Below are 19,258 nucleotides of genomic sequence, written 5' to 3'. Positions count from 1 at the left end.
CGCCCGGAAATTGCAGGCGGCGCCACGGAAACGAACATGACTATCTGCACATCTTCTTCCATCCGGACTCTAACCGTCGGCTCTGGCTTCTCACCAGATCTGCTGACCCCGTGTCGGTTTTTCCGGTTCGGAAGACCGCACTATACGGGCGCTCGCGGGCTCACCGGCTCACGCTCTCGCGTTGCCGGCATACCGCCGGTGGGGAATTTCACCCCGCCCTGAAGACGCACTGATTGCCGGATCGACCGGCTGGCAAAGCATACAACAGTCGCGCCGCCCATGCAGCGCAACCCTACTGGTCAGACGGACATCGCGGATTCCGGGCTCACGCGTCGGTGAAGTCCGCGAACATCGCTCAAACCGGCGCGGCCTCGCGGGCCGTTTCGGTGTGCGCGGGCACGTCCCAGCGCGGCGGGGTCTCCGCCTTCAGCGTCACGCGAAACGCGCGCGCTTCCGTATCGCCGGGATTGCGCAGGCTATGCGGCTGGTCGGCATCGAACACGATCGCGTCGCCGGTGGCCAGCAACTGGCGTTGATCGTGCACGCTGACTTCCAGCGTGCCTTCGCTCACCACCAGATTCACCGTTGTGCCCGGCGCGCGGCGTGTGCCGGCTTCGGTGTGCAACGGCGCGATACGCAATTCGTGAAACTCGGCGGCGGTCGGCTCGGCGTCCGGATAAAGCGGCCGGGCCGAATAGCGCCCGTTCGAACTGACGACACGCGAGGAGCGCTCCGCCGGCAAATGCTCGAAGCCGTTGGTGGCGTGACGGCGCAGGAAAGCCGCCACCGACACCTTCAACGCGGCGGCCACCTTGCACAGCACCTTGATGGACGGCACGCTGCGCGCCGACTCGATCTGTGCGAGCATTGCGCGCGAGACGCCGGACGCGCGGGCCAGCGCGTCGAGCGACAGTTGCCGTTCGGCGCGCAAACGGGCGAGATTCACGCCGACCAGATGTTCCAGTGCATCGAAGGGTTCTGCGGCACGCGGCGACGCATCGGTGTCAGCCGTGGGATCGCGAACCAGCGCAAGCGGGGAATGCATGATTGCCTCCAGAAGCGCCGCCGGACGGCGGGCAAGCGGTTAGTGCAAGCACGATAGCATTGCGTCCCGCCGCGCCCAACGAAGTTATCTTCACACTGTTATCAGCATTGCGGAGGACGTTTTCCGCAATGCTTGTGCGAAATATTCATAAGGGCGTCCGCACGGCCGGCTCGCCGGCCAGCCCATCTTCACGCGCTCTGAGCCACGCTCGATGCCGGCGCATCCATACGTGCCGCGAACCATGTGAGCAGCAACGCCGCCACGCTGACCGCGGCCGCGACCCACGGCAGGGTATCGAGCGCATGGCCGTGATTGATCACGAGACCGCCGAGCCACGCGCCGCCCGCATTGCCGACGTTGAACGCGCCGATGTTCAAGGTCGAAGCCAGATTCGGCGCGGCCGCCGCCTTTTCGACCACGCGCATCTGCAAAGGCGGCACCGTCGCGAAGGCCGCGATGCCCCACACGAAAATGGTGATCGCCGCCGCCACTTGCGAGTGACTGGTGCGCGCGAAGATCGCCATCACCACCGCGAGCGCGACCAGAATGCCCATCAGCGACGGCATCAATGCGCGGTCCGCCAGCTTGCCGCCCACCGTATTGCCGATCGTCAGGCCCACGCCGAACAGCACCAGGATCAGCGTGACGCCGCGCGGCGAGAAGCCGCTCACCTGTTCGAGAATCGGCGCGATATAGGTGAACACGACGAACACGCCGCCGAAGCCGAGCACCGTCATCGCGAGCGCGGTCCAGACTTGCGGGTCCTTCAACACGCGCACTTCATGTCCGAGACCGACCGGGCCGGCGTCGTGACGATTCGGCAGCAGCGCCGTTATGCCCGCGAGCGACAGCGCACCGAACCCGCTGACGATCCAGAACGCCGCGCGCCAGCCGAACTCCTGGCCGATGAACGTGCCGAACGGCACGCCCAGCACGTTCGCCAGCGTGAGGCCGGTGAACATCAGCGCAATCGCGCTCGCACGCTTTTCCGCGGGCACGAGCGAGGCCGCAACCACCGCGCCGATGCCGAAGAACGAACCATGCGCGAACGAGGTCACCACCCGGGCGATCATGAGCACCGAATAGCTCGACGCGATCGCGCACAGCGTATTGCCGACGACGAACACGCCCATGAGCAACTGCAACGCCAGCTTGCGCGGCATCTTGCTGGTCACCACAGCGAGCAGCGGCGCGCCGACCGCGACGCCGAGCGCGTAGCCGCTCACCAGCAAGCCGGCCGACGGAATCGACACGGCCAGATCGTGCGCGACCTCGGGCAGCAAGCCCATGATGACGAACTCGGTCGTGCCGATCGCGAATGCGCTGATTGCCAGCGCGAGTAATGGAAGGGGCATTTCGCTTCTACTCCAGCATTGAGGGTTGAACGAGGTGCAGCGCCGTCACGAATTCGACGACGACGCCCGGCGCGAGCGCGACGAACAGTTGCGCCTGAGCCTCCTGCGGGCCCATCGCCGGCACGCGCGCGGCCTGATAGTCGGCACCGTGCGCGTGCAGGCGGCCAAGCAGCGCCTGCCACTCGGCGGCGCTCTCCATCCGGAACGCGATGTGATCGATGCGCGGCGCCGTCCTGCCGGCCGCCGCGGGCGCCGTCGCGTCGATCAGATGAATCAGCGGGCGGCCGTTCGCGTACAGCCGATTCTGTTGAAAAAGTCGGCGGCGATGCGGAATGTTGGGTATCCTGGAAGACATCAAACGACGGGAGCGAATCGTCATGATGGGTCGACTGGATAGCGGACAGGACAAGCTCTTCTACTCGTTCAACCTCGATAACCACGTCCCGCAATCGCACCTGTTGAGAGGCATCGATCGCTTCCTTGATCTGCGAGATCTGCGCCGACACCTCGCGCCGTTCTACAGCCCGATGGGTCGGCCATCGATTGACCCGGAGCTCATGATTCGCATGTTGATCGTGGGTTACTGCTTTGGCATCCGGTCCGAGCGACGTCTATGCGAAGAGGTGCATCTGAACCTCGCATACCGGTGGTTCTGCCGCCTGGGTCTGGAAGACGCCGTACCGGAACACTCGACGTTCTCAAAGAACCGTCACGGTCGCTTTCGCGATAGCGACCTGTTGCGCCACGTATTCGAATCTGTGCTGAGTCGTTGCATGGCCGAGGGCCTCGTCAAGGGCGAGGGATTCGCCATTGACGCAAGCATCATCAAGGCGGACGCGAGTCCTGCTCGCGGAGTGCCGGGAACCGAGCCTATCGACTGGGGACGTGCCGACGGCCAGAGCCGCGCTGTGCGGGAATATCTTGAGGCACTGGAGCAAGCCAATCCGGTGGCCGCAGATACGTCCGAGCCAGCATCGTCTTCGGCACCTCCAAAGAAGATATCCCTGACTGATCCTGCTGCACGATGGACGGCCGCTCCGGGCGGTCCTGCGTTCTTTGCCTACTCGACGAATTACCTGATCGATCTGCAGGCAGGGATCATTGTGGATGTTGAAGCGACGCCGGCGAACCGGTCACAAGAGGTCGAATCAACCAGGACAATGATCGATCGTGTTCAACACCAACGGGACCTGAAGCCTCGCCGACTGGTAGGTGACACCGCATACGGCACAGCAGCACTGCTTGGCTGGATGGTTGAAGAGAAACAAATTGAGCCGCACGTTTCAGTCTGGGATAAAACAGAGCGCAAGGACAATACATTCTCTCGTAGCGAATTCATCTGGGATGAAGAGGCCAACGAGTATCGATGTCCTGCAGGGAACGCGCTGCGCTGCGACTGGCGTCCACTGAAGAATCCACGCACGCACATCACGAAAGCCGACACTATCGTGTATCGATCGAGCGAAAAGAACTGCAACCGATGTTCGATTAAGAATCAATGCTGCCCGAATATGTCGTTTCGCAAAATCACGCGCAGCATCCATGAAGCCGCCCGCGATGAGGCTCGACGCATCGCGGCAACCCCCGAATACAAACAGTCGCGCCGGCAGCGAAAGAAGGTGGAAATGCTCTTCGCTCACCTCAAGCGCATTCTCAAACTTGATCGCTTGCGACTGCGTGGTCCAAGCGGTGCCCATGATGAGTTTCTGATGGCAGCAACTGCGCAAAATCTGCGAAGAATGGCCAAGTGGCTCACGCCTGAAGGTAAGCAGGCAAACCAGGCAGCTACATGACGAGAAACGGGGGGCGTCGCACGTTGCAAGACCGCCGCCTCGCTGAACTCCCCAACTCGAAACTTACTGCCGAAGCCCGGGACCCAAACCAAAACACGACTTTTTCAACAGAATCAGCCAATAGCCGTTAATCGAGAACCGCGGACGCGCGCCCTCGGTCAGTCCGGCGACATCGACGAAAAAACGTCGGGCGGAATCGAGGTCGGCGGTGACGATCGTCGCGTGATCGAGTTGCATGGCGTGGGCGGCATCAGGAATTCGATGCTGGCATTGTCGAGGACACGCGTCGATTTGATAATTGGCGTAGCATTTGAAGCATTATCAAATCTGCTTTGAAAGACTCGGCCATGGACAACCTCGGTGACATCCGCCTGTTCGTTGAAGCGGCGCAGCAAGGCAGCCTCTCGGCGGCGGGCCGCAAAATGGGCCTGACGCCGGCCGCCGCCAGCGCGCGCCTCGCCAAGCTGGAAGCCGGCCTCAAAGCGCGGCTGTTCGAGCGCACCACCCGTCAGCTCAGGCTCACCGACGAGGGCCGCCTGTACCTGAATTGTTGCCGTCAGGCGCTGCAATCGCTCGACGACGCCGAAGCCGCCCTGCAAGCCGGCCAGGGCGTCGTGCGCGGCAAGGTGCGGGTGTCGGCGACCTCGGACTTCGGCCGCAATCTGCTGATGCACTGGCTCGACGAATTCAACGCGCTCTATCCTGAGGTGACCTTCGCGCTGACGCTCTCGGACTCGCTGTCGAATCTGGTGCAGGAGGATATCGATCTGGCAATCCGCTTCGGCGTGCCGCAGGACAGCTCGCTGGTGGCCCGCAAGCTGGCGCCGAACCGGCGCGTGCTGTGCGCGTCGCCGGATTACATCGCGCGTAAGGGCGAGCCGAAGGATCCGCACGACCTGGCGAATTTCGACTGCATCGTGCTCGGCACCGCCTCCGGGCCGGTGAACGAGTGGCGCTTCACGCGCGGCGACGAGGTGCAGCACTACACCGTGCCGTTCGAAACCGCCCGCGAGACCAACGACGGCGCGGTCGCCCGCGAATGGGCGCTGCGCGGTTACGGCATCGTGATCAAGTCGATGTGGGACGTGGAAGCGGACCTGCGCGCCGACGGCCTGAAAATCCTGCTGCCGCAATGGCGTTATCCGGATGCGCCACTGCACGCGCTCTACCATCGCAACCGCTTCATGGCGCCGCGCGTGCGCGTATTGCTGGATTTCCTGAGTGAGCGTTTCGCGCGCGTGTCGGACGAACTGGAAGGGCTGCTGGGCCTGCCGCCGCAGCCGCCGGGCGGCAAGGCGGCGGCGGAAAGCGCATCGCGCGAAGGGCTATAATATTGAGCTACGCTGCAAACGTGCCCGAAACCCGCCCGGTAATGGCCAAAAGCGCGGCCAAAAGCGTGGCCAAACCGTCGCCACACGGCCCGCTCGCACGTTTCGCCCCTCTTCACCTTTAAACGACGCCCCCAGGTTAACCACTGCGACCGGCGAAATTCGATGACCAAGAAAGTTTATGTAAAGACCTTTGGCTGCCAGATGAACGAGTACGACTCCGACAAGATGGTCGACGTACTCGGCGCGGCTGAAGGACTCGTCAAGACCGACACGCCGGAAGACGCGGACGTCATTCTGTTCAATACGTGCTCGGTGCGCGAAAAGGCCCAGGAAAAAGTTTTCTCCGACCTCGGCCGCGTGCGCGAACTGAAAGAAGCGAATCCGAATCTGATTATCGGCGTGGGCGGCTGCGTGGCGAGCCAGGAAGGCGCGACGATCGTTGCGCGCGCACCCTATGTCGATCTGGTGTTCGGCCCGCAAACGCTGCACCGTCTGCCGCAAATGATCGACAAGCGCCGCGAAAGCGGCCGCGCGCAAGTGGACATCTCGTTCCCGGAAATCGAAAAATTCGATCACCTGCCGCCTGCGCGTGTGGACGGACCGAGCGCGTTCGTGTCGATCATGGAAGGCTGCAGCAAGTACTGCAGCTACTGCGTCGTGCCGTACACGCGCGGCGAAGAAGTGTCGCGCCCGCTCGACGACGTGCTGACCGAAATCGCCGGTCTCGCCGATCAGGGCGTGCGTGAAGTCACGCTGCTCGGCCAGAACGTGAACGCTTACCGCGCCGGTCTCACGCTCGATTCGTCGGAAATCGCCGACTTCGCCACGCTGATCGAATACGTCGCGGATATTCCCGGTATTGAACGGATTCGCTACACCACGTCGCATCCGAAAGAATTCACGCAGCGCCTGATCGACACCTACGCGAAGGTGCCGAAGCTCGTCAGCCACCTGCATCTGCCGGTGCAGCACGGCTCGGACCGCATTCTGATGGCCATGAAGCGCGGCTACACGGTGCTCGAATACAAGTCGGTGATCCGCAAGCTGCGCGCGATCCGCCCCGACCTGTCGCTCTCCACCGATATGATCGTCGGCTTCCCCGGTGAGACGGAAGAAGACTTCGACAAGATGATGGCGCTCGTGCACGAGATGAAGTACGACACCAGCTTCTCGTTCATCTACAGCCCGCGCCCCGGCACGCCGGCCGCGAATCTGCACGACGACACGCCGCGTGAGGTGAAGCTCAAGCGTCTGCAGCATTTGCAGGCCACCATCGAGGAAAACGTGCAGCGCATTAGCGATTCGATGGTCGGCAAGATCGAGCGCATTCTGGTCGAGCGCCCGGCGCGCAAGGACCCGAACGAACTCGCGGGCCGCACCGAGAACAACCGGGTGGTGAATTTCCCGGCGCCGGTCGCGTCGCACGCACGGCTGATCGGCCAGATGGTGGACGTGAAAATCGTCAAAGCGTACCCACATTCGCTACGTGGCGAGCTCGTGCTGGTGCATGACGACGCACCGGCCACGACCCACTGAGCGACGCCAACCCGCGACGCAAATCCGCGAAGCAACCCGCGTATCGAAACCGACAGGATCGAACCACCGCCTTGAAGACCACTCAGCAGCATCTGGAATTCACCGCACCGCGTGAAGACAACGCGCGGCTCGCCAACCTCTGCGGCCCGCTCGACGAAAATCTGCGCCAGATCGAGCAGGCGCTCGACGTGACGCTGCAACGCCGTGGCCACCGCATTACGATTCGTGGACGCGGCGCGAAACTCGCGCTCACCGCGCTCGAAAAGTTCTACGACAACTCACAGAAGCCGCTGTCGGTCGACGACATCCAGCTTGCGCTCGTTGAAGTCCGTCAGCCCGCGCGGCATCGCGCGAACGGCAACGGACACGGCACGGAAGCGATAGACCCGCGTTTCCCGGGCAATCCGGATCATCCGTTCGACCAGCCCGCCGACGCCGTGGACGACGACGTCGAAGAACTCGGCCCGAAGCTGTACACGCGGCGCGCGGATCTGCGCGGCCGCACGCCGGCGCAGCGCGAGTATCTGAAGCAGATCATCTCGCACGACGTGACCTTCGGCATCGGCCCGGCCGGCACCGGCAAGACCTATCTGGCGGTGGCCTGCGCGGTGGACGCGCTGGAGCGCGATCAGGTCAAACGCATCGTGCTGACGCGTCCGGCTGTGGAAGCGGGCGAGCGCCTCGGCTTCCTGCCGGGCGATCTGGCGCAAAAGGTCGATCCGTATCTGCGTCCTTTGTACGACGCGCTGTACGATCTGCTCGGCTTCGACAAGACCGCCAAGATGTTCGAGCGGCAGATGATCGAAATCGCGCCGCTCGCGTACATGCGCGGCCGCACGCTGAACCACGCGTTCATCATCCTCGACGAGGCGCAGAACACCACGCCCGAACAGATGAAGATGTTCCTCACGCGGATCGGCTTCGGCTCGAAGGCGGTGGTCACCGGCGACACGACCCAGGTCGACTTGCCGCGCGGCCACAAGAGCGGGCTGATCGAAGCGCAGCAGGTGCTGGCCGACGTGCGCGGCATCGCGCTCACGCGCTTTACGAGCGCTGACGTGGTGCGGCATCCGCTGGTCGCGCGAATTGTGGAGGCGTACGATGCGCATTCGCAGAAAACCGCCAGTCCGGCGGATTCACGCTAAGCGCCCGCAGCCGCAACCAACGTAAAAGACGCAACACGACGAAACCGCATGAGCCGCGCCCCGAAACTGACGTTGAATCTGCAATTCCCCGCCGCCAAGGCCTGGCCGGAACACAAGGCGCTGCTTTCGCGCGCCACCGTGGCCGGCTGGATCAAGGCGGCGCTCTTCGCGGACGGTGAATTGACGGTGCGGTTCGTCGATGCCGAAGAAGGCCGCACGCTGAACCGCACCTATCGCGGCAAGGATTATTCGACCAACGTGCTGACCTTTGCCTACGCCGAATCCGAAGACGATCCGGTGACGGGCGACCTGATCCTGTGCTGCCCGGTGGTCGAAAAAGAAGCCGCCGAGCAGGGCAAGCCGCTCGTCGCGCACTACGCGCATCTGCTCGTGCACGGCACACTCCACGCCCAGGGCTACGACCACGAAGTCGAGGAAGAAGCCGAGGAAATGGAAGCGATCGAAACGGAAATCCTCGCCAAGCTCGGGTTTCCCGATCCGTACCAGTAGGCGGCGATCGCAGCCGAGCCGCTAACGTCCACCCCGTTCAAAACCCATCGTGAGCACCTCATCCCCTGAAGCAGACACCCGAACGCCCTGCCCGGACTACCCACCGGTGCTCGGCGAATCGCGGCTGCTGACGGACGAGGAATTGCGCGCATCGCTCGACTGCACGCTGCGCGACTGGGACCGCCAGAGCGATCTCTGGCTGTTCGGCTATGGGTCGCTGATCTGGAACCCCGGCCTGCCCACCGTCGAAGCAACCCGATCGCGAGTTCACGGCTACCATCGTGGCCTCTATCTATGGTCGCGCGTGAATCGCGGCACGCCCGAGCAGCCCGGCCTCGTGCTCGCGCTCGATCGCGGCGGTTCGTGCACCGGCATCGCGTTCCGGCTCGCGGCCGAAGGCTCGATGCCGCATCTCGAAGCGCTCTGGCGCCGCGAAATGGCCATGGGCTCGTACCGGCCGGCGTGGCTGCCGTGCGTGCTCGCCGACGGCCGCCGCGTCGACGCGCTGGCGTTCGTGATGCGCCGCGACGTGCCGAGCTACACCGGCAAGTTGCACGACGATGTCGTCAAAACCGTGTTCGGCTGTGCCAGCGGGCGCTACGGCACCACGCTCGATTACGTCAGCCGCACCGTGCATGCGCTGCGTGAAAGCGGCATGCCGGACCGCGCGCTCGAAGCGCTGCTCGAACGGTGCCGCGAGGAAAGCCGCGAAGCGGGCCTGAAGGCGGGCCGGAAAGTGGGCGCGAAGGAGAACGTCAAAGCGGACGTCAAAACGGACCTCAAGAGCGGCCAGGAATAATCGTCACGAACGGCGCTTTTTTTCCTGGAAACGCTTTTCCGCGCGTTATCAGTTAGGATTGACCCACGCCCGCCTCTCACGGCGACGCCGTTTCACCCCAGCTTCACTCATCGCCCAGCCCGGCAGGACACGGTCCTGCCATGTGCCTGGTGTATCCTTAATGCTCTGCAACAGCGCGCCCAGTCTTGCCGGGCGCACTACCATGAACGACACGTATCCCAGTCGACGCCATACCGACAAACCGCAGGAAAAGCGCTCGCTGCTCGAGCGTCTGACCGACTTCATCTCGCCCGAGCCCGACTCGCGCGCCGAACTTCTGGAAATTCTGCAGGACGCGCACGAGCGCAACCTGATCGACGCCGACTCGCTGTCGATGATCGAAGGCGTATTCCAGGTGTCCGAACTCAGCGCGCGCGACATCATGGTGCCGCGTGCGCAAATGGACGCGATCAACATCGCGGACAATCCCGCCGAATTCATTCCTTACGTGCTGGAAAAAGCGCACTCGCGCTATCCGGTCTTCGAGGGCAACCGCGACAACATCATCGGCGTGCTGCTCGCCAAAGACCTGCTGCGCTACTACGCCGAAGAAGAGTTCGACGTGCGCGGCATGCTGCGCCCCGCCGTGTTCATTCCCGAGTCGAAGCGTCTGAACGTGCTGCTGCACGACTTCCGCGTGAATCGCAACCACCTCGCGGTGGTGGTCGACGAATACGGCGGCGTGGCCGGCCTGATCACGATCGAAGACGTGCTGGAACAGATCGTCGGCGATATTGAAGACGAATACGATTTCGACGAGGAAAGCGGCAATATCATCGCCTCGCCGGACGGACGCTTCCGCGTGCGCGCGCTGACCGAAATCGAACAGTTCAACGAGGCCTTCGGCACCCACTACCCGGACGACGAAGTCGACACGATCGGCGGACTCGTCACGCATCACTTCGGACGGGTGCCGCATCGCGGCGAAAAAGTCCGCCTCGACGATCTGATCTTCGAGATTCTGCGCGGCGACGCCCGCCAGATTCATATGCTGCTGGTGCGCCGCGATCCGCTCGCCGGCCAGCGCGAGCGCGAAGCGCAGCACGTGCAGACCTGATCCGGCTCCGGCCGGTTCTCGCTGCACTTCTCCGACTCGCTGTTCAAGCCGCTCTTCAACCCGCTGTTCAACCTTTCACGCCGACCGCGCAACAATGGCCGACCCGATCACTTCCCGTTCGCGCCGAGGCGTGAGCGCTTCTGCCGCCGAGCCAGTTCGCGGCCGCACGCTGCCCCGCTGGCATTACCTCGTCGCGCTCGCCGCGGGCGCGGCCAATACGCTTTCGTTCGCGCCGACGCCGCACGGCGGCTGGCTCGAACTCGCGATCTTCGCGCTGTTCTTCGCCTGGCTCACGCGCACCACCGGCTGGAAAAGCGCGGCGCTGACGGGCGGCGCGTTCGGCTTCGGCAATTTCCTGACCGGCGTGTGGTGGCTCTACGTCAGCATGCATTTCTACGGCGGCATGGCGGCGCCTCTCGCCGGCGCGGCCGTGGTGCTGTTCTCGCTCTATCTGGCGGTTTATCCGGCGCTGGCGGCCGGTGTCTGGTCGTTCTGCGCCGGTCACGCGCGCAATGGCGCGGCCGCCGACGACACGCCGTTCTCGCCGACCTGGCATGGCGCGCTGGCGTTCGCGAGCGCGTGGGCGATCGGCGAATGGTTGCGCGGCACGGTGTTTACGGGCTTTCCGTGGCTCGCGAGCGGTTACGCCCAGGTGGACGGTCCGTTCGCCGGCTTCGCGCCGGTGGCGGGCGTGTACGGCGTCGGCTGGATGCTCGCGCTGGTGGCCGCGCTGATCGTGCAGGCGCTGCTGCCGCTTCTGCCTTCGCGCAAGCCGGGCGGAACCGGCGACGCCAGCCGCAATGCCGCGAAACCGGGCGCCGCGCGCGTCGCCGTGCCGGCCGCAATCGCTGTGGCGCTGATCGCAGCCGGTCTGCTGCTGCCGCTCGTCCAATGGACCGTGCCGGCCAACGCGCCGCTGACCGTGCGCCTGCTGCAAGGCAACGTCAAACAGGAAATGAAGTTCGAGGAATCCGGCATGCGCGCCGCGATCGACCAGTATCAGCAAATGATCACCTCGAAGCCGGCCGATCTGATCGTCACGCCGGAAACCGCCATTCCGGTGCTCGCGCAGCAATTGCCGGCGCCCTTCGCCTCGGCGGTGCGCAATTTTGCGGACACCACGGGCAGCGCGATTCTGTTCGGCGCGATCGGCGGCACGATCACGCCGGAAGGCCAGGTGATCGACTACACGAACAGCCTGTTCGGCGTCACCCCCGGCACGCGCGACGTGTACCGCTACGACAAGCACCACCTCGTGCCGTTCGGCGAATTCGTGCCGTGGGGATTCCGCTGGTTCGTCAACCTGATGAGCATTCCGCTCGGCGACTTCTTCCGTGGCGCGCCGGTGCAGAAGCCGTTCATGGTCCACAACCAGCCGGTCGCGGTCGACATCTGTTACGAGGACATTTTCGGCGAAGAGATTGCGCGGACCATTCGCGATAGCGATACGCCCGCCGGCGTGCTGGTCAATTCGACCAACCTGGCCTGGTTCGGCGACACGATCGCGCTCGACCAGCATCTGCAGATCGCGCGCATGCGTTCGCTGGAAACCGGCCGCCCGATGCTGCGCGCCACCAACACCGGCATGACCGCCGCGATCGATGCCGACGGCAAGGTGCTCGGCCGCCTGCAGCCTTACACGATCGGTTCGCTCGACCTGACGGTGCAAGGCACTGCGGGCAGCACGCCCTATGTCACGAGCGGCAACAACACCGTGCTGGCGGTTTCATTGCTGTTACTGGCGTTCGGCTTTGCGTTCGGGCCGGGTATCACGCGGCGGCGGAACGATAAACAAAACGGCGGTCAGCCAAACGCCAGGCAATAAGGCGCCCGCTCAGTTGACGGGCACCGTGTCGATGAACGACTGGCGCAGCGAGAGCTTCTGGAAGTGTTTATCCAGATTCGGATACGGTTCGCGCCAGTTCAGCTCGGGCATGCGGAAATCCAGATAACCCAGCGCGCAGCCCACCGCGATGTCGGCGAGCGTGTAGTGATTGCCCGCGCACCACGTCTTGCTGCCCAATCCCTGCGCCATCGCGATCAGCGCTTCGTCGATCTTGCGCTGCTGGCGTGCGACCCACGCGTCCACACGCTGCTCCGGCGCGCGCTGCGTGCCTTCGAGGCGAATCAGCACCGCCGCGTCGAGCAAGCCGTCGGCGAGCGCTTCCCAGCAGCGCACCTCGACACGCTCACGCCCCGACTGGGGGATCAGCTTGCCGACCGGGGAGAGCGTATCCACGTATTCGCAGATGACCCGCGAGTCGAACACGGCTTCGCCGTCTTCCATCACGAGGCACGGCACCTTGCCGAGCGGATTGAACGTGTGAATCCTGGTGTCCGGCGCCCAGACATTCTCGGGCACTAGTTCGTAGTCGATTTTCTTGTCGGCCAGCACAATGCGCGCTTTACGCACAAAGGGGCTGGCGAGCGAACCGATGAGTTTCATCATTACCATCTGCCTTTTCCTGAATCCGGCGAAAGTATAAGTGGTTGCTGGCTTTAGCGAGCATTCACGCGCGTCGCAGCGGCGCTTGGCGAGCCGCATGCAGACTCGCTGTGGGCGGATTGCAACAGCGCCGCCAACGCCTTCGCGTCCACTTGCGCCAGTATCCCGCGCAAAATAACTCCGTGCATGGGCGCTACAATCGCACGATGAACCAGCCGACCGAACCCTCCATCGCCATCGACGTCTACCGCACGCGCCGTGAGCGCGTACTCGCCGCGCTTCGGGCGGCGGGCGGCGGCGTCGCCATTGTCCCCACCGCGCCCGAGGCGCTGCGCAACCGCGACGCCGATTATCCCTATCGGCACGACAGCTACTTCTACTACCTGACCGGCTTCACCGAACCCGAGGCGTTACTGGTGCTCGACGCCAGCGCCGCGCCCGGCGGGCCGGCCTCCGTGCTGTTCTGCCGCGAGAAGAATGTCGAGCGCGAGACGTGGGAAGGTTTCCGCTTCGGCCCGGACGGCGCGCGCGCGGCTTTCGGTGTCGACGCGGCGTTCGCCATCGGCGAAGTGGATGCGCAACTGCCGCGTCTGCTCGCCGACAAGCCAGCGCTGCATTACGCGCTCGGCACCTCGCCGCAACTGGATGAACAGGTGCGCGGCTGGCTCGACGCCGTGCGGGCGCAAGCTCGCGGCGGCGTCGCCGCGCCGGCTGCCGCGCACGATCTAATCCCGCTGCTCGACGACATGCGGCTCGTCAAGGACGACCACGAACTCGCCATCATGCGCCGCGCCGGACAGATTTCGGCCGCCGCGCATCGTCGCGCGATGGCCGCGTGCCATCCCGGCGTGCGCGAGTATGAACTCGAAGCCGAACTGCTCTATACGTTCCGCAAATTCGGCGCGCAGGCGCCGGCTTACACGTCGATCGTCGCGGCGGGCGCGAACGCCTGCGTGCTGCATTACCCGGCGGGCAACGCGATTGCCCAGGACGGCGACCTGATCCTGATCGACGCGGCCTGCGAACTCGACGGCTACGCGTCCGACATCACCCGCACCTTTCCCGCCAGCGGCCGCTTCACGCCGGCGCAGCGCGAGCTGTACGACATCGTGCTGGCCGCGCAGCAGGCCGCCGTCGACGCCACCCGCGCCGGCGCCACCTTCGACGATCCGCACCAGGCGGCCGTGCGCGTACTGTCGCAGGGCTTGCTCGACACCGGCATCATCGCGCGCGCAAAATTCGCCTCGGTCGACGACGTGATCGCCGAACGCGCCTACGCGCCGTTCTATATGCACCGCACCGGGCACTGGCTCGGCATGGACGTGCACGATGTCGGCGACTATCGCGAACGCCGCGCGCCGCGCGACGAGGCAGGCGCGCTGCCGTGGCGCACGCTGCAGGCTTCGATGACGCTCACCATCGAGCCGGGCCTCTACATCCGGCCGGCCGAAGGCGTGCCCGAGCGCTACTGGAACATCGGCATCCGCATCGAGGACGACGCCATCGTCACGCCGAGCGGCTGCGAGCTGATCACGCGCGACGTGCCCGTCGCCGCCGACGAGATCGAGGCGCTGATGCAGGAAGCCCGCGCGGCTCACGAAACAAGGAAGTCATAAGGAAGTAACCCGGAATGAACGACGTTTCCCAGTCGACGGTGATCCTGAAGCCCGCCGCGGCCGGCCACCCCTTCGATTTCGACGTGACGATCGTCGGCGCCGGTCCGGTCGGGCTGGCGCTGGCCGGCTGGCTGGCGCGCCGCAGCGCGACGCGCTCGCTGAAGATCGCGCTCGTCGACGCCCGCGAGCCGGAAGATTCGATCGCCGACCCGCGCGCCATCGCCGTGTCGCACGGCAGCCGGATGATCCTGGAGCCGCTGCGCTGGCCCGCGGACGCCACCGCGATCCAGCGTATCCACGTCTCGCAGCGCGGCCATTTCGGCCGCACGCTGATCGACCACAGCGAGCACGGTTTGCCGGCGCTCGGCTACGTGCTGCGCTACGGCTCGATCGTCCACGGTCTCGCCGAGGCGGTGCACGCCACCTCCGTACACTGGTTCCGCTCCACCTCGGCCGGCGCGCCGACGCAGGAACTCGACGGCGTCACGCTGCCGATCGAAACCGCGGGCGTCACGCGTCAGTTGCACACGCGCATTCTGGTGAATGCGGAAGGCGGCCTGTTCGGCGACCAGACGCCGGGTAAAGGCGCGGCTAAACGCGCCAGCAAGGGGGCCAGCGTGAATGTGGCCGAGCGACAGCCCAGCCGCCACGCGGACGACGGCACTCGCGACAATCGAGCCGCCACACGGCGCGCTGGCCGAGCCGCGGTCGAACCTGGCTCGCGGGACTACGGCCAGACTGCACTCGTCGGCACGGTGACCGTGTCCGCGCCGCAGCCGCACGTCGCGTGGGAACGCTTCACCTCGCAAGGTCCGATCGCGTTGCTGCCGATGGGCGGCGTGCGCGGCGCCGACTACGCTCTGGTCTGGTGCTGCGCGCCCGAGGAAGCCGCGCGCCGCGCGCAGCTCTCCGACGAAGCCATCCTCAGTGAACTCGGCGCCGCCTTCGGCGACCGCATGGGCCGCTTCACGCACATCAAGGGGCGCGCGTCGTTCCCGCTGGGGCTGAACGCGGTGGAAACGCTCGTCGACGGTCACATCGTGGCGATCGGTAATGCGGCGCAGACGCTGCACCCGGTGGCGGGCCAAGGCCTAAACTTGGGCCTGCGCGACGCGCACTCGCTCGCCGACGCCCTCTCCGCGGAAGGCCCGACGCCGCTCGCGCTAGCCACTTTCGCGCAACGCCGCGCGCTCGACCGGCGCATGACGATCGGTGCCACCGACACGCTCGCGCGCCTCTTCACCGTCGACTTCGCGCCGCTCGCGATCATGCGCGGCCTCGCCCTCACCGCGCTCGAATTCCTGCCGCCTGTGAAAACCGCGCTGGCACGGCAAATGATGTTCGGACAACGCCGCTAGGCGCGCCGCACGGCCTCCAAGCTTCGCTTGCAAGAGGCCGCGCGGGCGGCGCCGGTTCTATGAATCGGCGTACTTTCATAGAAGATTTAATGAGTTACGAGAGACACATGTCGGGTGCCGGCTATCCGTTAACGCTAAAATAGCGGTTTTCCCTCGCATTTCGCGAGTGCTCCGATTGACAGAAACTGAGCAATCGGCCGCGCGCGCGTTCACCGCGTTCCACGTTATGCCCACTCTCGGCTCCCACAATCTGCGTAATAACCTGTTCGTCGCGCCTATGGCAGGCGTGACCGACCGGCCGTTCCGGCAGCTGTGCAAGCGGCTGGGCGCGGGCTACGCAGTGTCGGAAATGGTCGCCTCGAACGCGCAGTTGTGGAAAAGCGAGAAGACCATGCGCCGCGCCAATCACGCAGGCGAGGTCGAGCCGATCGCCGTGCAGATCGCCGGCGCCGATCCGGCCATGATGGCCGAAGCGGCCCGCTACAACGTAGCGAACGGCGCGCAGATCATCGACATCAACATGGGCTGCCCGGCCAAGAAGGTGTGCAACGTGGCGGCGGGCTCGGCCCTGTTGCAGAACGAGCCGCTGGTACAGCGCATTGTCGAGGCGGTGGTCGGCGCGGTGGGCGTCGGGCCCGACGCGGTGCCCGTCACGCTCAAGATCCGCACGGGCTGGGATCGCGCGAACAAGAATGCGCTGAATGTCGCGCGTCTGGCCGAAGCGGCCGGTATTTCGATGCTGACCGTGCATGGCCGCACACGCGCCGACCTGTATCACGGCGAGGCCGAATACGAAACCATCGCCGCGGTGAAGGCGGCGGTGCGCATTCCGGTGGTCGCCAACGGCGACATTACGTCGCCGCAAAAAGCACGCGAGGTGTTGGCCGCCACCGGCGCCGACGCCATCATGATCGGCCGCGCCGCGCAGGGGCGCCCGTGGCTGTTTCGCGAGATCGAGCATTTCCTGCAAACGGGCGAATTGCTGCCGCCGCCGCGCATCGACGAAATCCAGCAGGTGATGAACGAGCATCTCGAAGATCACTACGCTTTCTACGGCGAATTTACGGGTGTGCGCACTGCGCGCAAGCACATCGGCTGGTACACTCGCGGCCTTTCTGGCGCCAACGTGTTCCGGCATCGCATGAATACGCTGGATACCACGCGCGAACAACTCCTCGCCGTCAACGAGTTCTTCGACGCACAAAAGGCGATCTCCGACCGCCTCGTCTACGTCGACGAAACGCTCAACACGGGCGAGGACCCAACCGACCGACTAGCAGCATGAGCAAGAACAATATCGAACAATCAGTCCGCGACAGCCTGGGGATGTATTTCCAGGATCTCGACGGCTCCAATCCGCACGACGTCTACGATATGGTGATTTCCTGCGTAGAAAAACCCCTGCTCGAAGTGGTGCTCGAGCAGGCCGGCGGCAATCAGTCGCTGGCCGCCGAGTATCTCGGCATCAACCGCAATACGCTGCGCAAGAAGCTGCAACAACACGGTTTGTTGTAGCGCGTTGTAGTTTCTCGCGCCCTGCCACGTTTCCCTTCGGCTTTTCGTCTTCATCATGATCAAGCAAGCGCTCATCTCCGTTTCCGACAAGTCCGGCATCGTCGACTTCGCCAAATCGCTGTCGGACCTCGGCGTCAAGATCCTGTCGACTGGCGGCACCGCGAAACTGCTCGCGGACGCGGGTCTCTCCGTCACCGAAGTCGCCGATTACACCGGCTTCCCGGAAATGCTGGACGGGCGCGTGAAAACGCTGCATCCGAAGGTGCACGGCGGCATTCTGGCGCGCCGCGACCTGCCGGAACACATGGCGGCGCTTGAAAAGCACGAGATTCCGACCATCGACCTGCTGGTCGTGAATCTGTACCCGTTCGTGCAGACCGTGTCGAAAGAGGAATGCTCGCTGGAAGACGCGATCGAGAACATCGACATTGGCGGCCCGACCATGCTGCGTTCGGCCGCGAAGAACCATCGCGACGTGACGGTGGTGGTCGATCCGGCCGACTACGCGGTCGTGCTCGACGAGATGCGCGCGAACAGCAACGCCGTGTCGTACAAGACGAACTTCCGCCTCGCCACCAAGGTGTTCGCGCACACCGCGCAATACGACGGCGCGATCACGAACTACCTGACGAGCCTGACCGACGAGTTGCAACATTCGTCGCGCAACGCTTACCCGGCCACGTTCAACCTCGCGTTCAACAAGGTGCAGGACCTGCGCTACGGCGAAAACCCGCACCAGAGCGCGGCGTTCTACCGCGACCTGTCGGTGCCGGCCGGCGCCCTGGCGAACTACAACCAGTTGCAGGGCAAGGAACTGTCGTACAACAACATTGCGGATTCCGACGCAGCGTGGGAATGCGTGAAGACCTTCGACGTGCCGGCGTGCGTGATCGTCAAGCATGCGAATCCGTGCGGCGTGGCAGTCGGCGCAAACGCCAACGAGGCTTACGCGAAGGCGTTCCAGACCGATCCGACCTCCGCGTTCGGCGGCATCATCGCCTTTAACCGCGAAGTGGATGAGGCGGCGGCGCAAGCCGTGGCCAAGCAGTTCGTCGAAGTGCTGATTGCCCCGTCGTTCAGCGCCGAAGCGCGCCAGGTGTTCGCGGCAAAGCAGAACGTGCGTCTGCTCGAAATCGCGCTGGGCGAAGGCCATAACGCGTTCGATCTGAAGCGCGTGGGCGGCGGCCTGCTGGTGCAGTCGCTCGATTCGAAGAACGTGCAGCCGCGCGAATTGCGCGTGGTCACGAAGCGTCATCCGACGCCGAAGGAAATGGACGATCTGCTGTTTGCATGGCGCGTGGCGAAGTACGTGAAGTCGAACGCCATCGTGTTCTGCGGCAATGGCATGACGCTCGGCGTTGGCGCGGGCCAGATGAGCCGCGTGGACTCGGCGCGCATCGCCAGCATCAAGGCGCAGAACGCCGGTTTGACGCTGGCCGGTTCGGCCGTGGCGTCGGACGCGTTCTTCCCGTTCCGCGACGGCCTCGACGTGGTGGTGGCGGCAGGCGCGACCTGCGTGATCCAACCGGGCGGCTCGATGCGCGACGACGAAGTGGTCAGCGCGGCGGATGAGCACAACATCGCGATGGTGCTGACGGGTGTGCGTCACTTCCGGCATTGATTCGGCTTTCGCCGGCGGCGCGTGTTTTCTCGTGAAACCGGGTAGCTGGTGAGGTTCAAGCTTTAGAGAAACGGCCCGGCGGGATTTTCCGT

The 19,258-nt window shown here is 64.6% G+C and carries 17 protein-coding genes, 1 pseudogene and 1 riboswitch; of the genes and pseudogenes, 13 read left to right on the top strand and 5 right to left on the bottom strand.

The genetic code is table 11. The features are described 5' to 3' along the window. Positions 1-46: 46 nt before the first annotated feature. Positions 47-230: riboswitch (FMN riboswitch) on the bottom strand. Between the two features lie 125 nt (positions 231-355). The 3 genes from CJU94_RS08335 to CJU94_RS08325 form a co-directional block, all read right to left on the bottom strand. Next, a complete protein-coding gene (locus CJU94_RS08335) occupies positions 356-1,045 on the bottom strand; it encodes a helix-turn-helix domain-containing protein (protein ID WP_095418281.1) in 690 nt (229 codons plus the stop codon). A 188-nt stretch (positions 1,046-1,233) separates the two neighbouring features. After that, positions 1,234-2,400, bottom strand: a complete 1,167-nt coding sequence (locus CJU94_RS08330; protein ID WP_095418280.1) for an MFS transporter — start codon at positions 2,398-2,400, stop codon at positions 1,234-1,236. A gap of 7 nt (positions 2,401-2,407) precedes the next feature. Continuing rightward, positions 2,408-2,755 carry a VOC family protein gene (locus CJU94_RS08325; protein WP_244220948.1) on the bottom strand — a complete coding sequence of 116 codons (348 nt, stop codon included), beginning with the start codon at positions 2,753-2,755 and terminating at the stop codon, positions 2,408-2,410. 22 nt (positions 2,756-2,777) lie between these two features. On the opposite strand from CJU94_RS08325, the gene CJU94_RS08320 reads away from it, so the two are divergent. Then, positions 2,778-4,193 carry a transposase gene (locus tag CJU94_RS08320; RefSeq protein WP_095418279.1) on the top strand — a complete coding sequence of 472 codons (1,416 nt, stop codon included), beginning with the start codon at positions 2,778-2,780 and terminating at the stop codon, positions 4,191-4,193. Between the two features lie 114 nt (positions 4,194-4,307). Here the strand turns inward: CJU94_RS08320 and CJU94_RS08315 are convergent. Beyond that, positions 4,308-4,430: pseudogene (locus CJU94_RS08315) on the bottom strand (VOC family protein); the annotation flags it as partial. A 110-nt stretch (positions 4,431-4,540) separates the two neighbouring features. Here CJU94_RS08315 and CJU94_RS08310 point away from each other — a divergent pair. The 7 genes from CJU94_RS08310 (at position 4,541) to lnt (ending at position 12,435) form a co-directional block, all read left to right on the top strand. Further along, complete coding sequence (locus CJU94_RS08310) at positions 4,541-5,524, top strand: LysR family transcriptional regulator (protein WP_095418278.1); 984 nt, start codon at positions 4,541-4,543, stop codon at positions 5,522-5,524. A gap of 162 nt (positions 5,525-5,686) precedes the next feature. Continuing rightward, on the top strand, positions 5,687-7,060 hold the full coding sequence (gene miaB, locus CJU94_RS08305; protein ID WP_095418277.1) for a tRNA (N6-isopentenyl adenosine(37)-C2)-methylthiotransferase MiaB: 1,374 nt from the start codon (positions 5,687-5,689) through the stop codon (positions 7,058-7,060). Between the two features lie 71 nt (positions 7,061-7,131). Further along, the gene (locus CJU94_RS08300; RefSeq protein ID WP_095418276.1) at positions 7,132-8,205 is read left to right on the top strand and encodes a PhoH family protein; all 1,074 of its coding nucleotides are present in this window, start codon (positions 7,132-7,134) and stop codon (positions 8,203-8,205) included. Between the two features lie 48 nt (positions 8,206-8,253). Then, the gene (gene ybeY / locus CJU94_RS08295; RefSeq protein ID WP_095418275.1) at positions 8,254-8,715 is read left to right on the top strand and encodes an rRNA maturation RNase YbeY; all 462 of its coding nucleotides are present in this window, start codon (positions 8,254-8,256) and stop codon (positions 8,713-8,715) included. Positions 8,716-8,764: 49 nt separating this feature from the next. Continuing rightward, a complete protein-coding gene (locus CJU94_RS08290; protein WP_095418274.1) occupies positions 8,765-9,514 on the top strand; it encodes a gamma-glutamylcyclotransferase in 750 nt (249 codons plus the stop codon). A 202-nt stretch (positions 9,515-9,716) separates the two neighbouring features. Then, positions 9,717-10,610: an HlyC/CorC family transporter gene (locus CJU94_RS08285; protein WP_095418273.1), complete on the top strand. Its 894-nt coding sequence runs from the start codon at positions 9,717-9,719 to the stop codon at positions 10,608-10,610. A 94-nt stretch (positions 10,611-10,704) separates the two neighbouring features. Beyond that, positions 10,705-12,435: an apolipoprotein N-acyltransferase gene (gene lnt / locus CJU94_RS08280; protein ID WP_095418272.1), complete on the top strand. Its 1,731-nt coding sequence runs from the start codon at positions 10,705-10,707 to the stop codon at positions 12,433-12,435. Positions 12,436-12,444: 9 nt separating this feature from the next. Here lnt and CJU94_RS08275 read toward each other — a convergent pair whose 3' ends face one another. Next, positions 12,445-13,059: a glutathione S-transferase C-terminal domain-containing protein gene (locus CJU94_RS08275; RefSeq protein ID WP_208645353.1), complete on the bottom strand. Its 615-nt coding sequence runs from the start codon at positions 13,057-13,059 to the stop codon at positions 12,445-12,447. 203 nt (positions 13,060-13,262) lie between these two features. On the opposite strand from CJU94_RS08275, the gene CJU94_RS08270 reads away from it, so the two are divergent. The 5 genes from CJU94_RS08270 (at position 13,263) to purH (ending at position 19,166) form a co-directional block, all read left to right on the top strand. Next, positions 13,263-14,672, top strand: a complete 1,410-nt coding sequence (locus CJU94_RS08270; RefSeq protein WP_095420261.1) for an aminopeptidase P N-terminal domain-containing protein — start codon at positions 13,263-13,265, stop codon at positions 14,670-14,672. 14 nt (positions 14,673-14,686) lie between these two features. Next, entirely contained in the window at positions 14,687-16,030 is a 1,344-nt protein-coding gene (locus tag CJU94_RS08265) for a UbiH/UbiF/VisC/COQ6 family ubiquinone biosynthesis hydroxylase (RefSeq protein ID WP_095418270.1), read from the top strand. A 226-nt stretch (positions 16,031-16,256) separates the two neighbouring features. Continuing rightward, positions 16,257-17,315 carry a tRNA dihydrouridine synthase DusB gene (gene dusB / locus CJU94_RS08260; RefSeq protein WP_095418269.1) on the top strand — a complete coding sequence of 353 codons (1,059 nt, stop codon included), beginning with the start codon at positions 16,257-16,259 and terminating at the stop codon, positions 17,313-17,315. After that, positions 17,312-17,545 carry a Fis family transcriptional regulator gene (locus CJU94_RS08255; RefSeq protein ID WP_007180440.1) on the top strand — a complete coding sequence of 78 codons (234 nt, stop codon included), beginning with the start codon at positions 17,312-17,314 and terminating at the stop codon, positions 17,543-17,545. Before dusB ends, CJU94_RS08255 begins: the two co-directional genes overlap by 4 nt. Positions 17,546-17,600: 55 nt before the next feature. Continuing rightward, positions 17,601-19,166, top strand: a complete 1,566-nt coding sequence (purH, locus tag CJU94_RS08250) for a bifunctional phosphoribosylaminoimidazolecarboxamide formyltransferase/IMP cyclohydrolase (RefSeq protein WP_095418268.1) — start codon at positions 17,601-17,603, stop codon at positions 19,164-19,166. The last annotated feature ends 92 nt before the right edge of the window (positions 19,167-19,258 follow it).

It is taken from the genome of Paraburkholderia aromaticivorans (genome assembly GCF_002278075.1).
Lineage (GTDB): Bacteria > Pseudomonadota > Gammaproteobacteria > Burkholderiales > Burkholderiaceae > Paraburkholderia > Paraburkholderia aromaticivorans.
Note: the sequence above shows the minus strand (reverse complement) of the source record. Positions and strands in the feature narration are given on the sequence as shown.